15 protein-coding genes and 2 tRNA genes are annotated in these 13,782 nt (G+C 70.0%); 5 read left to right on the top strand and 12 right to left on the bottom strand.

Annotated elements, in window-relative coordinates:
* Window positions 1–49 precede the first annotated feature (49 nt).
* The 3 genes from SLW56_RS11200 (at window position 50) to SLW56_RS11190 (ending at window position 3,293) form a co-directional block, all read left to right on the top strand.
* Entirely contained in the window at window positions 50–985 is a 936-nt protein-coding gene (locus tag SLW56_RS11200; RefSeq protein WP_320694839.1) for a LysR substrate-binding domain-containing protein, read from the top strand.
* Window positions 986–1,125: 140 nt separating this feature from the next.
* Window positions 1,126–2,115 (top strand): DedA family protein/thiosulfate sulfurtransferase GlpE, encoded by a 990-nt coding sequence (locus SLW56_RS11195; protein WP_320694838.1) that lies wholly within the window; start codon window positions 1,126–1,128, stop codon window positions 2,113–2,115.
* A 383-nt stretch (window positions 2,116–2,498) separates the two neighbouring features.
* Window positions 2,499–3,293, top strand: coding sequence for an SDR family oxidoreductase (locus SLW56_RS11190; RefSeq protein ID WP_320694837.1), 795 nt, complete (start codon window positions 2,499–2,501; stop codon window positions 3,291–3,293).
* Between the two features lie 242 nt (window positions 3,294–3,535).
* On the opposite strand, the gene SLW56_RS11185 is transcribed toward SLW56_RS11190, so the two are convergent.
* From SLW56_RS11185 to SLW56_RS11145, 9 genes are all read right to left on the bottom strand, one after another.
* Window positions 3,536–3,612 (bottom strand) — tRNA-Arg (locus tag SLW56_RS11185).
* A 170-nt stretch (window positions 3,613–3,782) separates the two neighbouring features.
* A tRNA-Arg gene (locus tag SLW56_RS11180) sits at window positions 3,783–3,859 on the bottom strand.
* A gap of 62 nt (window positions 3,860–3,921) precedes the next feature.
* Window positions 3,922–4,791: an alpha/beta fold hydrolase gene (locus SLW56_RS11175; RefSeq protein WP_150409710.1), complete on the bottom strand. Its 870-nt coding sequence runs from the start codon at window positions 4,789–4,791 to the stop codon at window positions 3,922–3,924.
* A complete protein-coding gene (gene thiD, locus SLW56_RS11170; RefSeq protein ID WP_320694836.1) occupies window positions 4,788–5,597 on the bottom strand; it encodes a bifunctional hydroxymethylpyrimidine kinase/phosphomethylpyrimidine kinase in 810 nt (269 codons plus the stop codon). The genes SLW56_RS11175 and thiD overlap by 4 nt, the downstream gene beginning before the upstream one ends.
* Before the next feature lie 47 nt (window positions 5,598–5,644).
* Window positions 5,645–6,313 (bottom strand): YoaK family protein, encoded by a 669-nt coding sequence (locus SLW56_RS11165; protein WP_148828178.1) that lies wholly within the window; start codon window positions 6,311–6,313, stop codon window positions 5,645–5,647.
* 84 nt (window positions 6,314–6,397) lie between these two features.
* Window positions 6,398–6,892, bottom strand: coding sequence for a hypothetical protein (locus SLW56_RS11160; protein ID WP_320694835.1), 495 nt, complete (start codon window positions 6,890–6,892; stop codon window positions 6,398–6,400).
* Window positions 6,889–8,289: a PhoH family protein gene (locus SLW56_RS11155; RefSeq protein WP_026144466.1), complete on the bottom strand. Its 1,401-nt coding sequence runs from the start codon at window positions 8,287–8,289 to the stop codon at window positions 6,889–6,891. Before SLW56_RS11155 ends, SLW56_RS11160 begins: the two co-directional genes overlap by 4 nt.
* Before the next feature lie 82 nt (window positions 8,290–8,371).
* Window positions 8,372–8,851, bottom strand: coding sequence for a peroxiredoxin (locus SLW56_RS11150; protein ID WP_320694834.1), 480 nt, complete (start codon window positions 8,849–8,851; stop codon window positions 8,372–8,374).
* Window positions 8,852–8,916: 65 nt separating this feature from the next.
* Window positions 8,917–9,492, bottom strand: a complete 576-nt coding sequence (locus SLW56_RS11145; protein WP_087943489.1) for a glycine cleavage system protein R — start codon at window positions 9,490–9,492, stop codon at window positions 8,917–8,919.
* A gap of 166 nt (window positions 9,493–9,658) precedes the next feature.
* Here SLW56_RS11145 and dapA point away from each other — a divergent pair, with 166 nt between their 5' ends.
* Both dapA and SLW56_RS11135 read left to right on the top strand, forming a co-directional pair.
* The gene (dapA, locus tag SLW56_RS11140) at window positions 9,659–10,567 is read left to right on the top strand and encodes a 4-hydroxy-tetrahydrodipicolinate synthase (RefSeq protein ID WP_320694833.1); all 909 of its coding nucleotides are present in this window, start codon (window positions 9,659–9,661) and stop codon (window positions 10,565–10,567) included.
* 17 nt (window positions 10,568–10,584) lie between these two features.
* Window positions 10,585–11,109 (top strand): hypothetical protein, encoded by a 525-nt coding sequence (locus tag SLW56_RS11135; protein WP_010343910.1) that lies wholly within the window; start codon window positions 10,585–10,587, stop codon window positions 11,107–11,109.
* A gap of 439 nt (window positions 11,110–11,548) precedes the next feature.
* Here the strand turns inward: SLW56_RS11135 and fdxA are convergent, their stop codons facing one another.
* The 3 genes from fdxA to SLW56_RS11120 form a co-directional block, all read right to left on the bottom strand.
* Window positions 11,549–11,872, bottom strand: a complete 324-nt coding sequence (fdxA, locus tag SLW56_RS11130) for a ferredoxin FdxA (protein WP_017909525.1) — start codon at window positions 11,870–11,872, stop codon at window positions 11,549–11,551.
* A gap of 90 nt (window positions 11,873–11,962) precedes the next feature.
* A complete protein-coding gene (locus SLW56_RS11125) occupies window positions 11,963–12,862 on the bottom strand; it encodes a 2-dehydro-3-deoxygalactonokinase (RefSeq protein WP_295942444.1) in 900 nt (299 codons plus the stop codon).
* Entirely contained in the window at window positions 12,859–13,782 is a 924-nt protein-coding gene (locus tag SLW56_RS11120) for an SMP-30/gluconolactonase/LRE family protein (protein ID WP_267118066.1), read from the bottom strand. Before SLW56_RS11120 ends, SLW56_RS11125 begins: the two co-directional genes overlap by 4 nt.

The following is a 13,782-nucleotide window of genomic DNA, read 5'->3' as shown; positions in this document are numbered from 1 at the left end:
CCGGGTTTGAAAAACGGATAGATTCGGCATCCATCATCGAAAAATTCGAATGCTCAAGCTCAGCCTCGATGCCCTGCAGATCCTCGACGCCATCGACCGTCGCGGCTCGTTTTCGGCCGCCGGCAAGGCGCTGCACAAGGTGCCGTCGACCATTTCCTACACCGTTGCCAAGCTGGAGGAGGATCTGGGCGTGCAACTGTTCGAGCGGATCGGGCCGAAGGCGGTGCCGACCGCCGCGGGGGCCGAACTGCTGCGCGAAGGCCGCCACCTGCTGCGCGCCGCTGGCGATCTGGAACTGCGCGTGCGCCGCGTCGCTTCGGGCTGGGAGACCGAGTTCGCGCTGGGCCTGGATGCGGTGTTCGCGCCGGAATGCCTGGCGCAGGACATGGCGGCGTTCTACGCGGTCGCCGATCGCACCCGGCTGCGGGTGGTGCAGGAATCATTGTCCGGCACCTGGGAGGCGCTGCTGGACCGGCGGGTGGATCTTCTGGTCGGGGCGGCCGGCGCAGGCCCCAGCGGCGGCGGCTACGTGACCGAGCCGCTGGGCACGCTGCCGTTCGTGTTCGCGGTCGCGCCCGGGCACCCGCTGGCGCAGGCGCCGGAACCGCTCAGCCGCAGCCAGTTGAGCGCGCATCGTGCGATTGCGGTGGCGGATTCGGCACGGCGGCTGCTGCCGCGCACGGTCGGGCTGCTGTTCGGCCAGGACGCGCTGACCGTGCCGGACATGCGCAGCAAGTATCGGCTGCAACTGGCCGGACTCGGCTTCGGCTTCCTGCCCGAGCCGTATGCGCGCGCGGCGCTGGCGCGTGGCACGCTGGTGCGCAAGGCCGTGGAGGAGCCGAAGCCGGACGAGGTGTTCCAGCTGGCCTGGCGCAGCGGCGAGGAGGGCGCGGCGCTGGCCTGGTGGCGCGCGCGCATGCGCCAGCCGGGCGTGTTCGCGGCATGGCTGGAGCAGATGGCGGCGCGGCTGGACGAGGGCGGGTGATGGCGTGCGGGGCAACGGCAAAGCGTTCTCCGCGGCGGCGATGGATGGGTCTGTTCCGCCGGTGATGCCGTGATGCCTGCGCGCGCGGTGGGCGACGGGAGGATAATGCGCGGCATCTTCTTCTTTCCACCCGCCACGCCATGCAGGACCTGATTGCGCGCTATGGACTCGGGCTGGTGTTCGTCAACGTCCTGGCCTTGTCGCTGGGCCTGCCGGTGCCGGCACTGCCCACGTTGATCCTGGTCGGGGCGACCTATGCGCTGCTCGATGGCGCGGCGATGTGGAGTGCGCTGCTCGGCGCCTTGTCCGTGTCGATCGCGGCCAGCCTGGTCGGCGATCTACTGTGGTTCGGCGCCGGCCGTCGCTACGGCAATCGCACGCTGCAGTCGCTGTGCCGGCTGTCGCTGTCGCGCGACACCTGCATGAAGCGCACCGAGCGCTTTTATGCGCGCTGGGGTGTGCGCGTGCTGGCGGTGGCCAAGTTCGTGCCCGGCCTGTCGATGGTGTCGGTGCCGATGGCCGGCGCGATGCGCGTGCGTCCGACGGCCTTCCTGCGCTACGACGCGCTGGGCGCGGCCTTGTGGGCGGGTGTCGGGTTGTTGCTGGGCCTGTGCTTCGCCGACCAGGTGCAGGACTTGCTGGACTGGCTGAGCCTGCTCGGCAGGCGCGCGGCGTTGCTGCTGGTCGGCCTGCTGGCGCTGTACGTCGGCTACCGCGCCTGGCGCCGGCAGTCGCTGCGCAAGGCGATGGAGATGCAGCGTATCGACGTCGATGAACTGCACGCGCTGTTGCAGGGCGAGGCGCCGCCGCTGCTGCTGGATATTCGCGCTCCCGGCTATCGCACGCTGGAGCCGTTCGCCATTCCCGGTGCGCTGGAAGTGGACGATCGCCAGGTCGATGCGCTCGTCGCGCGCTTGCCGCGCGATCGCAGGATCGTCATCTACTGCGCCTGTCCGAACGAGGTGTCGGCCGCGATCCTGGCCAAGCGTCTGCGCCAGCACGCTTTCGAAAGTGTGCTGCCGCTGCGCGGTGGCCTGGATGCGTGGCGTGCGGCGGGCCATCCGCTGGTCGCGGTGGACGCTGCGGCTGCCGTGGCGCCGCCGCCGAAGGGCGACGCGATCGCGGCGTGAGTCGGTGTGGCGGAGGCGTCATGCCTGTCGATGGCGCCTGCGATGCACAGCCGTGCGTGCGCGCCGGCTGATGCAGGCAGGTGCGTTGTCCGCAGGCGCGTGCGGGCGGCTGTGCACGGCAGAGCAAGTTATGCCGTCATGCGCTTGATCCTCTTGCCTGTGCCGTCTGCGCCTCGCTGATGCGGCGACCTGCTGCAATGGGCGAGGTTCACGTCGTGACGTTCACTTGCCGTGTCTTGCCTTGCGGTTGGATGCGCAGATGATGAATCGACAGAACGAATCGACAGCACGACCGGCGCGGCCAGCGTGTGTCTGCGGCGACGACCTCGCACGGCGTGCGCCGAAGCGACTCCTCATCCTCAACCTCATCCTTGGAGACAGCCATGCACATCGATCTATCCGGTAAAACCGCCCTCGTCACCGGCTCCACCGCCGGCATCGGTTTCGGCATCGCCAAGGGCCTGGCCGCGGCGGGCGCCGAGGTCGCGCTGAACGGCCGCGACCAGGCCCGCACCGAGGCCGCGGCGGCTACCCTCAAGCGCGACCTCGCCAATGCCCGCGTGCGGGCCGTAGTGGGCGACGTGGCGACCGCGGCCGGCTGCGAGTCGATCGTCGCGGCGCTTCCTGCCGTCGACATCCTGGTCAACAACGCCGGCATCTTCGGCATGCAGGACTTCTTCGACACGCCCGACGCGGAATGGGAGCGCTTCCTGGCGGTGAACGTGCTGTCCGGCGTGCGGCTTTCCCGCGCGTATCTGCCGGCGATGGCGGACAAGGGGTGGGGGCGTGTGCTTTTCGTCTCGTCCGAGTCCGGACTCAACATCCCGGTCGAGATGATTCACTACGGCGTGACCAAGACCGCCGATCTCGCCCTGTCGCGCGGGCTGGCCAAGCGCATGGCCGGCACCGGCGTCACCGTGAATGCCATCCTGCCCGGGCCGACGCTGACGGAAGGCGTCGCCGCCATGTTGTCCGACCAGGTGCAACAGTCCGGCAAGCCGCTGGACGAGGTGGCTGCCGACTTCGTCAAGGCGCATCGCGCCAGCTCGATCATCCGCCGCGCCGCGACGGTGGAAGAGGTCGCCAATCTCTGCGTCTACGTCGCCTCGCCGCAAGCGTCCGCGACCACCGGTGCGGCGCTGCGCGTCGATGGCGGCGTGGTGGATACCATCGCCTGAGCCGGGCAGGGGTCTCTGCGTTCGCGTACGCGAGGCCGAGGCGGCGCGCGCCGCCGCCGCCGCCGCCTCGCAATGTCTGGCGGATCGCCGGCGCTGGAGTTGAAGTGCCGATGCGCGAGGCGGTGCCGTGATCGGCACATCTTCCGTGTGCGCATGCGTCACTCGTCGTTGCGCGCGTCGTGCAATCGGAATCACGCAGGCAAAAAAAACGACAAGCGCTGGCTTGTCGTTTTTGATCTGACTGGTGCGCCCGGAGAGATTCGAACTCCCGACCGCCTGGTTCGTAGCCAGGTACTCTATCCAACTGAGCTACGGGCGCGTTGTCAGGCGCGGGATTATTCACGAGTTGCGGCGATTCGTCTACACCTGCGTGTCGACGGCATGACGAATCGCGAACGAGTGCGCTCCCGGAGCGGTCTCGATGCGATCGCCTCGCCGCGGCAGGGCAAAAAAAAACGACAAGCGGTGGCTTGTCGTTTTTCATCTGACTGGTGCGCCCGGAGAGATTCGAACTCCCGACCGCCTGGTTCGTAGCCAGGTACTCTATCCAACTGAGCTACGGGCGCGTCGTCAGGAGCGGAATTATGCGGGAGTCGATCAGGCCCGTCAATGCTCTTTCCGAAAAATTTCACCGATCCCCGGCTAGCAACGCCGCGGCCACCGCCGCAGGCCGCTTCATCCAGGCGAAATGGTCGGCGGCCACGCCCAGTTGCGTGGCGTCCAGGCAGCGGATCTGCGGCGCCGGCGTGGCCAGCTTGTCGAGCAGACCGCGCAGCGAGCTCTCCGGCGCCAGCCAGTCGTCCTGCAGCACCACGCCGCGCGCCGGCAGTGTCAGATGCGCCAGTTGCGCCTCCAGGTCGATCGCCAGGCCGGCCGCGGCGTAGCGGCCGCTCCGGCCGACGCGCGCCCAATCGGCGATCAGGCCGCGCGCTTCGGTGCCGCCGAAGCCCAGGCGGCGTCCATGCAGCACGCCCTGCCGCTGCGCCAGCCATGGCAGCAAGCGGTACGCCAGCGGCAGCAGATAGCCGCGCGGTGCGGGGAAACGGCGCCAGTACGGCGTGCCGCTGGCGACCAGCCACAGCGCGGCGAAGGCCTGTGGTTGCAGGCTGGCGTGGCAGCAGGCGAGCTGTCCGCCGAGGCTGTGGCCGCCGACGAGCAGCGGCGCCGCGATCCCACACCCGGCGATCGCCGCCTGGCTGGCGGGCAGGTCCAGTTGCAGCAGGGCGCGATAGCCCCAGTCGCACTGCCGCGACGGCCGCAGCGTGCTGCTGCCGTTGCCGCGCCATTCGTGCAGGAACACCGCGACGCCGTGTGCGGCCAGCGCTTCGGCGAACGGCAAGTAGTGGCGCGCAGCCACGCCCAGCGCCGGCAGCCACAGCAGCGCCTGCCGCGGCGCGTCGGGAAGGCGCGCCAGCAAGCTCCAGCGATGGCCGTCGGCCGCGGCGACGGGCAGGGCGTGCTCGGCGATCGCCGTCGCGGCGATGGGCGCTGCGCTCATGGGCCGCGCGCCGCGCCGAAGTGATCCAGCACTGCCACGTCGCTGCGGCCGGGCCGGTAACTGCCGCGCAGGGCGCGCGCCACATAGTCGATCGCCGCTTCGCAGGCGGCCGGCAGCGCCAGGCCCTGGCACAGCTGTGCGGCGATCGCCGCGGCCAGGGTGCAGCCGGTGCCGTGCGCGTCCAGCGGCAGCCGCGCATGGCTGAACTCGCTGCGGCTGACGCCGTCGTCGTAGCGGTCGATCACCCGCTGGCCTTCCTGCAGGTGGCCGCCCTTGAGCAGTACCGCCTGCGCGCCGGCCTCGAGCAGCGCGGCGGTGGCGTGCTCGGCGTCGTCGGCGGTGTCGATCGGGCGGCCGAGCAGCAACTGCGCTTCCGGTACGTTCGGCGTCACCAGCGTCGCCAGCGGCAGCAGGCGCTGGCGCAGCGCATCCAGGGCATCGTCCTGCAGCAGCTTGGCGCCGCTGGTGGCGACCATCACCGGGTCCAGCACCACCCAGGGTGGGCGATATTCTTGCAGCGCATCGGCGACCACGTGGATCACCTCGGCGTTGGCGAGCATGCCGAGCTTGACCGCGCCGATGTCGAAGTCGGCGAAGCAGGCATCGATCTGCGCGCGCAGGAACGACAGCGGCGGCACGTGCACCGCGGTGACGCCGCGGGTGTGCTGCGCGGTCAGCGCGGCGGCCGCCGCCAGCCCGTGCACGCGGTGCGCGGCGAAGGTCTTGAGGTCGGCCTGGATGCCGGCGCCGCCGCCGGAATCGGTGCCGGCGATGCTCAGTGCGGAGACGACGGTGGGTTCGCTCATGCGCCGATTGTGCAGGGCCGGCGCGGGTTATGCACTCGGCCGCGCCTTCAGCGCTCGCGGCTGCGGTAGTGCGCCTGCAGCGCGTACAGCGTGCCGACCGTGCCGGTCAGCAGGGCGGGGCCGAGCAGTGCGTCGAAGCCGACCTGCCGATAGGCCCAGGCGCCGAGCACGCCGCCGCACAGAAAACCGCCGATGATCAGCAGGCTCAGGCGGATGCGCCGGCGCGGCAGCGGCAGGCCGCGCAGCGCCTGGCCCAGGCCGATGCCCAGATCGGTGAACATGCCGGTGAGGTGGGTGGTGCGCACCACCGCGCCGCTGTAGATGGTGGTGGTGGCGTTCTGCAGGCCGCAGGCGATCGCCGCGAGCACGGCGCCGGCGAGTTGCTGCTGCTTGAACGCCTGCATCGCCGCCAGCAGCAGCAGCGCTTCCAGCGCCAGCGCCACGCCGTAGCGCCGGCCCAGGCGCAGGCGGCTGTCCTGCACGATGAAGCCGCCGAGCATCGATCCGCCGAGGAAGGCCAGGACCACGCCGACCAGTTGCGCGATCGCGCGGGCGTCGCCATCGGCCAGCGCCGCGCCGAGCAGGGTAGTGGTGCCGGTGAGGTGGGTGACCGCCTGATGTTCGAAACCGAGATAGCCGACCACGTTGACCATGCCGGCGACCGCGGCCAGCGTGCCCGCGAAGGCCCAGGCCCAGCGGGGCAGTTCCAGGTTCATGCCGCGCGCGATGCGGCCGCGGCGCGGCGACCGCGGTGCGCGGCCGCCCCGGCACGCCACCAGTGGCACCTGACCGCAGCCATCTCAACGTGCGCCGTTGACCGCGATCTCGGAGAAGCGGGCGCTCGCCGGGTCGTAGACCGCGCCCCAGAAACGGTTGCCGCCGCCGCAGGCCTTGACCGCGTCGACCGTGGGGTCGCGCTCGCTGCTGTCGTCCGGCGCGAAGGCGTTGACGTAGATCGCCTGCTTGCCGCGGTACAGGATGCCGACGTACTGGCGATCGGACGCGCTGGGGTCGGTGATCTGCGGCTGCAGTTGCGCCAGATGCGCTTCCAGTTGCGCGATCTGTTCCGGGGTCGGAATCCAGTAGCCGGTGACCGCGCCGTCCTGGCGCGCCGGGCTGTCGCGCGAGCAGGTGTCCAGCACCTGCGTCGCGGTGCTGTTGCGGGTGACGATCCACGACTGCCCGGCCTTGACCGCGGTCGGCACCATGGCCGGCCCGCGCGCGGTGGCGCAGGCGCCGAGCAGGGCCATGGCCAGCGCCATGCCTGCCAGGCGCACGCCGGCCGCCGCGTTCACAGGACCTCCGAGGCGTAGTCGGCCAGGCGCGAGCGCTCGCCGCGGCGCAGGGTGATGTGTGCGCTGTGCGGCCAGGCCTTGAAGCGGTCCACCGCGTAGGTCAGGCCGGAGGTGGTCTCGGTCAGGTACGGCGTGTCGATCTGTTCGACGTTGCCCAGGCACACGATCTTGGTGCCGGGGCCGGCACGGGTGATCAGCGTCTTCATCTGCTTCGGGGTCAGGTTCTGCGCCTCGTCCAGAATCAGGTAGCGCGACAGGAAGGTGCGCCCGCGCATGAAGTTCATCGAGCGGATCTTGATGCGGCTGGCAAGCAGGTCGTTGGTGGCCTGGCGGCCCCAGGTGCCGCCTTCCTGGGTGTGGGTGAGCACTTCCAGGTTGTCGGTGAGCGCGCCCATCCACGGCGTCATCTTCTCTTCCTCGGTGCCGGGCAAAAAGCCGATGTCCTCGCCGACGCTGACCGTGGCGCGGGTCATGATGATCTCGCGGTAGCGCTGCTGGTCCATGGTCTGCGCCAGGCCCGCGGCCAGCGCCAGCAGGGTCTTGCCGGTGCCGGCGGTGCCGAGCAGGGTGACGAAGTCGATTTCCGGGTCCATCAGCGCGTTGAGCGCGAAGTTCTGCTCGCGGTTGCGCGCGGCGATGCCCCACACCGCGTGCTGGCCGCTGCGGAAGTCGTCGACCAGCGCCAGCGTCGCCTTGCGCTCGGCGTTGACCTTGACCACGCGCAGTTCCACTTCGTCCTCGCCCGGCAGGTACAGGTACTGGTTCGGATACCAGTCCTCGTCGGCGGCCAGGGCGATCTCGTAGCAGGTGCGGCCCTTGTCGCTCCAACTGCGCAGGTCCTGGTTGTGCTTCTGCCAGAAATCCTCCGGCAGTTCGATCGCGCCGGTGTAGAGCAGGCTGAAATCGTCGAGCGCGCGGTCGTTCTCGTAGTCCTCGGCGACCAGGCCGCTGATCGCCGCCTTGATCCGTAGGTTGATGTCCTTGGACACCAGGATCACCGGGATTTCCGGCTGCTCCTCGCGCAGCGCCAGCACCGCGGCAAGGATCTTGTTGTCCGGGGCCACGCTGCCGAAGCTGCGCCCCGGCTCGACCGGGCGCACCTGGAAGTACAGCCGGCCGATGGCGCCGGTGCTCTTGAGCTGGATGCCCTGCGGATGGCTGAGCGGAATGCCGGATTCGATCTGCTCGGCGCCGGCGCCCTCGATCAGCTCGTTGAGGAAACGGCTGACCTGGCGCGCGTTGCGGCTGACTTCGGACATGCCCTTCTTGGCATTGTCCAGTTCCTCGATCACCTGCATCGGCAGGAACACGTCGTGTTCCTCGAACTTGAACAGCGCGGTCGGATCGTGCATCAGCACGTTGGTATCCAGCACGTAGATGCGCTTGCCTCGGGTCATCATGGATTCCTGAAAGAGGAGCAGGGACGCGCCATCGCTGCCTGCGGGGCAGGGCGATGCGGGGTGCGGGAAACGGCGGTGATCACTGCTGGGCGGCGGCCTGCAGCGCGTCTAGCACGGCCTGGGCGTGGCCGGGAACCTTGACCTTGCGCCAGCTGCGGACCAGCTGGCCGGTCGGCGAGAGCAGGAAGGTGCTGCGCTCGATGCCCAGCACCTGGCGGCCGTACATGTTCTTTTCCTTGATCACGTCGAAGGCGCGGCACAGCGCCTCGTCGGCGTCGCTGACCAGGGCGAAGCGGAAGCCCTGCTTGGCGCAGAAATTGTCGTGCGACTTCACCGAGTCGCGCGACACGCCGAGCACAGTGGCGCCGGCCTGTTCGAACTGCGGCAGCAGTGCGTTGAACTCGATGCCCTCGGTGGTGCAGCCGGGCGTGCTGTCCTTCGGGTAGAAATACAGCACCAGCCAGCGGCCGGCATAATCGCCGAGCGTGGCGCTGGCGCCGCCGGACAGCGCCAGCGGCAAGGCCAGCGTGCTGCGGTCCAGGGTGTCGACGTCCTTCATGGGGTGTCCTCCGCGTGCATCGCCATCATCCGCGTTCGATTGCGTCGGTGTCCAGCGCGGCGCACTCAGAACTTCATCGGATCCATGATCGCGTCCAGGTTGAGGTGGTCGCAGAACTCGAGGAAGTCGTCGCGCAGGGCGGCGATGTGCATGTTCGCCGGCACCCCGATCGTCACCTGCGCCGAGAACATCTCCGCGCCGGTCTGCATGGCGCGGTAGCGCGTGCTCTGCAGGTTCTCGATGGTGATGCCCTGGCGGTCGAAGAAGTCGGCCAACTGGAACAGGATGCCCGGTTTGTCGGCGGCGATGACTTCGACGATGTACGGCAGCAGATTGGATTGCGCCTGCTTGGCGCCGGTGCGGTACCACACCAGCTTCATGCCTTCCTCGCGGTCGAGGCGGGTGAGCATGGCTTCGAGCTTGGCCACCGAATCCCACGAGCCGGTCGCCAGCGCAGTCACCGACACGTCGCGGCCGACCGTGGCCAGGCGCGCATCGACGAGATTGCAGCCGCTGTCGGCGATGCGACGCGTCACCGGCAACAAGGGCGACTCCGGATGCGTCGTGTAGGCGTTGATCAGGAGGTGGTTTTCGGTCGGCGCGGGCCGGGGCGTGGTGTCGGTCAAAGGGGCTTCCGGCATTGCGTAAGGCTGAACGGCATCCGGGCGGTCGCCCGGCATGGTGTGCAGCATACTTGCCCGCGCTTTCGGGCCGCAAGTAACATGCGGGGAGACCCTGCCCCGCGTGCGGGGCCGACCCGTCCGCGCAGCCTGCGCGGCCCTCTTCTCCCAGCGAGCATCCGGCATCTTGTCCCTCTCCGGCATCATCACCGCCCTGGCCACGCCCTTCCAGGGCAATGGCGACCTCGACCTCGACGCCTGGCAGCGGCTGCTCAAACGCCAGCTCGACGGCGGCGTGCAGGGGCTGGTGGTGGCGGGATCGACCGGCGAGGCGGCCACGCTGCTCGACGAGGAGTACGACCGGATCCTGCGCGAGGCGGTGCAGACGATCGGCGGGCGCGTACCGGTGCTGGCCGGGACCGGCCTGTCCGGCACCGCCAAGACCGTGGCGCTGACCCAGCGCGCCGCCGCCGGTGGCGCGCAGTATGCGCTGGTGGTGACGCCGCCGTACGTGCGCCCGACCCAGGCGGGGCTGGTCGCGCATTACACCGCGGTCGCCGAGCAGGGCGGCCTGCCGGTGGTGCTGTACAACGTGCCCGGCCGCACCGGTTGCGACCTGCTGCCGGAGACCGTGGCGCACCTGGCGCAGCACCCGAACATCGTCGGCATCAAGGATGCCAGCAGCGACCCGCAGCGCATCGCCGCGCTCGCCGCCCTGCGCAGCGATCGCTTTGCCGTGTTCAGCGGCGACGACGGCAGCGCCGCGCAGGCGATGCTGGCCGGCTATGACGGGCTGATCTCGGTCGCCTCCAATGCCTTGCCGCGCGCTTACCGGCGGCTGTGCGACCTGGCGCGTGCGCGGCAGGCCGAGCCGGCACAGGCCTGGGACGCGCGGCTGCAGCCGTTCCATGCGTTCTGCGGCATCGAATCCAACCCGATCCCGGTCAAGGCGCTGCTGCAGCGCGCCGGGATCGGCCAGGGCCTGCGGCTGCCGCTGCTGCCGCTGTCCGCGGCGCACCATGCCACGGCCGACCGACTTGCCGCCGACGCTGCCGCGTTGGAAGACCTATCCAGCCGCGAAACGCTCGCGGCCTGACTCCAGGAGATTGATTGATGCGTGCTTCCGTTCCCTACGTCCGCGTGCTGTCGGCCGCCGTGCTGGCGACCACCCTGGTCGCGGCCACCAGCGGTTGCAGCTGGTTCCACAAGGGCAAGCCGCGCGGCGACTACGCGCTGGCGCCCGACATGCGTCCGCTGGAAGTGCCGCCGGATCTGACCTCGCCCGATACCTCGGCGGCGATGAAGGTGCCGGCGCTGGCCTCGGCGCAGCGTCCTGCGGCCCCGGCCGGCCAGGCTCCGGCGGCGTCGAACAGCGGCTTCGTGGTGCCGGGGACGCGCGACCAGGTGTTCGGCCAGGTCGGCGACGCGCTGGGCGGCATCGAAGGCGTCACCATCGCCAGCCGCGCGCAGCTGCTGGGCTCCTACGACGTGGCCTACGAAGGCAGCAACTTCCTGGTGCGCGTGGTGGCGGTGGATGCCGGCGTGTACGTCTCGGCGGTGGATCCGCGCGGCCTGCCGGCCACCGGCGAGGCGCCGGTCAAGCTGATCGCGGCGTTGAAGGCCAAGCTGGGTCACTGAGCCGAGCCGGTGTGGTCCGGCGCCTGCGCCGGATCTGCTGCAGAACGCGAAACGGGCGCCCAGTGCGCCCGTTTTCGTTCGGCAAGAACACTGCGCTGCTTCTTTGTGGATGCAAGGAGCGGCGTTGGCCGCGATGGGCTCTGCGAGATGCGCGTGGCGTCTGATTCAAACAAGGCAATAAGAGCCGCTCCTTGCTTCTGCGCGCCGTACCCTCACCCCAACCCCTCTCCCGAGGGGAGAGGGGCTTCGGCTTCTCCCTTCTCCCGCCGGGAGAAGGTGCCCCGAAGGGGCGGATGAGGGTACGGGCGAAGCCTCGCGTCCTACCAGGGTTTAATCACGTGTCCGGTTGCACTGAGGCAAAGCGAGTTGGAGGCGCCCTGAAGCCGCCGCTTGTATGGACTGATCGGCGGGCAGTACCGGGGCAGAATCCGCGGCGGGATTACTTCTGCAGCAGCGGCAGCTTGTTCGGCTTGCCGTCCCACTCGGCGGCGTCGGGCAGCGGTTCCTGGCGCGTGGTCAGGACCGGCCAGGCCTTGGCCAGTTCCGCGTTGAGCGCGACGAAGCCTTCCTGGCCGGCCGGCACGTCGTCCTCGGGGTAGATGGCATTGGCCGGGCATTCCGGCTCGCAAAGCGTGCAGTCGATGCACTCGTCCGGATCGATCACCAGGAAGTTCGGGCCGGCGTGGAAGCAATCCACGGGGCACACTTCCACGCAGTCGGTGTATTTGCACTTGATGCAGTTTTCGGTGACGACGAAAGGCATGGCTCGATCCGGCGATTAACCCGGTGATTCTAATGCAAAGCGGCCGCCGCCGCCGTGTGTGCTGGGCAGGAGGCGGGCGGCGCGCGCGGCTCAGCCGGCGAGGCCGCCGTGCTGCTGCGCCAGCCGATACAGGCCGCGTGCGGCCAGGTCCTCCGGATGGGTGCGCACGCGGCTGCCGAGTGCGGCCAGCGCATGCGCATAGCGCGCCAGCAGGCCGCTGCCGCCGACCAGGTGCACCACCGGCGGCAAGACGGGGTGCGCGAGCAGTTCGTGGCCGATCAGCAGGCCGGACAGGTAGGACGGTGCCGCGGCGGCGCTCAGGCGTTCGAACAGGCCCAGGCTGCGTACGCCGAACAGATGATGCAGCACCCCGCCGGGGTCGCCGCTGCGCTGCACGCCGGCGTCGAACGCGGCCGCATCGAAGACGCCGTCGTCGGCGTCCATCAGCCGCGCCAGCAGGCTGTGCGTGCGCAGCAGTGCGTACAGTTCGCCGGTCATCATCGTCGCCAGCGAGGCGATGCGCCCGTCCTGCAGGGTCACCCACTTGCTGTGGGTGCCGGGCAGGCAGACGTGGTGGATCTCGGCCGTCGGCGGTTCCTGCGCGAGCAACGCGAGCAGGCCGATCAGCTGCGTCTCCTCGCCGCGCATCACGTCCGGCACGGCGTCGGCGTCGCTGGCCACGCCGGGCACGAACCACAGCGTGCGGCCGGGCAGGGCCGGATCCTGTAGCGGCTGCATCGCCGCGGCCAGGGCGGCAGCGTCGGCCGGGCAGGGCGCGTACGGCAGTTCGATCCAGCCGTTGCGGCTACCGATCATCCCGCACAGGACGACGTCGCCGTCCCAGCCGTCGATCAGGGCGGCCAGGGTTGCGGCGAAGCGGCCCTGGCACGCGGCGATGCCCTGGTCGCTGCGGCGCTGGTCGAGAATGCCGCCGTCGGCGTCGAGCCGATAGCCGCGCAGGCTGCTGGTTCCCCAATCGACGACGATCATGCGCTGGCGATGCGTCCTTCGGGCAGGCCGGCGATGCCGACCGCGGCCACGTACACGCCGCCGGCCTGCGGCGTGCGTGCCAGTTCGTCCTCGCTGTGATCCTGCCGCGAGGTGCTCAGGTACAACGTGCCGCCGTCGGTGCCGCCGAGGGCGGGGCAGGTGGGATGCTTGACCGGCAGGGCGACGCGCCGCTCGACGCTGCCGTCGGGGCGGTAGCGCACCACCTGCCAGGCGCGCCATTGCGCGTTCCACAGGTGGCCTTCTGCGTCGACGATGGCGCCGTCCGGCTCGGCGCCGGCATGGTCCAGTTCGGCGAACACGCGGCTGTTGGCGGTGTGCACGCTGTCCGGGTCGTAGTCGCAGCACAGGATGCGCGGTTGCACCGAGTCGCAGTAGTACAGGGTGCGGCCGTCGGCGCTGAAGCAGATCGCGTTGGGAATGGCCACGCCCGGCAGCGGCAGGCGGCGCAGGCCGTGGCGCGCCGACCATTGGTAGAAGCTGCCGACCGGCGCCTGGTCCTCGCGTTCGCTCATGGTGCCGAATACGAAGTTGCCGTGGCGATCGGCGCGGCCGTCGTTGCTGCGGGTGTCGTCGCGCTCCGGTTCCACGTCCGCCAGGTGCTGCAGCGGCAACGCGCCGTCGGTCTCGGCGGCGGCATCCGGATCGGCCGCGTACACGCCCTTGGCCAGCGCCAGCAGCAGGCGGCCGTCGTCGAACAGGCCCAGGCAGCCGGGGCGGTCGGGCAGGTCCCAATGGCGGCTGACGTTGCTGGACGGATCGTGGCGCCACAGGCGGCGGCCGCTGATGTCGACCCAGAACAGCACGCCGCGGCGTTCGCACCACAGCATGCCTTCGCCATGCGCGCAGCGGCTGTCCACCGCCAGCGTGGCGGTGTGGCGGGGCGGAGTGGACACGCTCAT

It is taken from the genome of Xanthomonas sp. LF07-6 (assembly GCF_034105445.1).
GTDB lineage: Bacteria > Pseudomonadota > Gammaproteobacteria > Xanthomonadales > Xanthomonadaceae > Xanthomonas_A > Xanthomonas_A sontii.
Note: the sequence above shows the minus strand (reverse complement) of the source record. Positions and strands in the feature narration are given on the sequence as shown.

Bases quoted from the DNA above. Each gene is read 5' to 3' on its own strand.
- SLW56_RS11135 (WP_010343910.1), top strand. From the start codon at position 10,585: ATGCGTGCTTCCGTTCCCTACGTCCGCGTGCTGTCGGCCGCCGTGCTG.
- SLW56_RS11150 (WP_320694834.1), bottom strand. From the start codon at position 8,851: ATGAAGGACGTCGACACCCTGGACCGCAGCACGCTGGCCTTGCCGCTG.
- SLW56_RS11125 (WP_295942444.1), bottom strand. From the start codon at position 12,862: ATGATCGTCGTCGATTGGGGAACCAGCAGCCTGCGCGGCTATCGGCTC.
- SLW56_RS11175 (WP_150409710.1), bottom strand. From the start codon at position 4,791: ATGAGCGCAGCGCCCATCGCCGCGACGGCGATCGCCGAGCACGCCCTG.
- SLW56_RS11120 (WP_267118066.1), bottom strand. From the start codon at position 13,782: ATGAGCGTGTCCACTCCGCCCCGCCACACCGCCACGCTGGCGGTGGAC.
- SLW56_RS11145 (WP_087943489.1), bottom strand. From the start codon at position 9,492: ATGCCGGAAGCCCCTTTGACCGACACCACGCCCCGGCCCGCGCCGACC.
- thiD (WP_320694836.1), bottom strand. From the start codon at position 5,597: ATGAGCGAACCCACCGTCGTCTCCGCACTGAGCATCGCCGGCACCGAT.
- fdxA (WP_017909525.1), bottom strand. From the start codon at position 11,872: ATGCCTTTCGTCGTCACCGAAAACTGCATCAAGTGCAAATACACCGAC.
- SLW56_RS11165 (WP_148828178.1), bottom strand. From the start codon at position 6,313: ATGAACCTGGAACTGCCCCGCTGGGCCTGGGCCTTCGCGGGCACGCTG.
- SLW56_RS11195 (WP_320694838.1), top strand. From the start codon at position 1,126: ATGCAGGACCTGATTGCGCGCTATGGACTCGGGCTGGTGTTCGTCAAC.
- SLW56_RS11190 (WP_320694837.1), top strand. From the start codon at position 2,499: ATGCACATCGATCTATCCGGTAAAACCGCCCTCGTCACCGGCTCCACC.
- SLW56_RS11155 (WP_026144466.1), bottom strand. From the start codon at position 8,289: ATGACCCGAGGCAAGCGCATCTACGTGCTGGATACCAACGTGCTGATG.
- SLW56_RS11200 (WP_320694839.1), top strand. From the start codon at position 50: ATGCTCAAGCTCAGCCTCGATGCCCTGCAGATCCTCGACGCCATCGAC.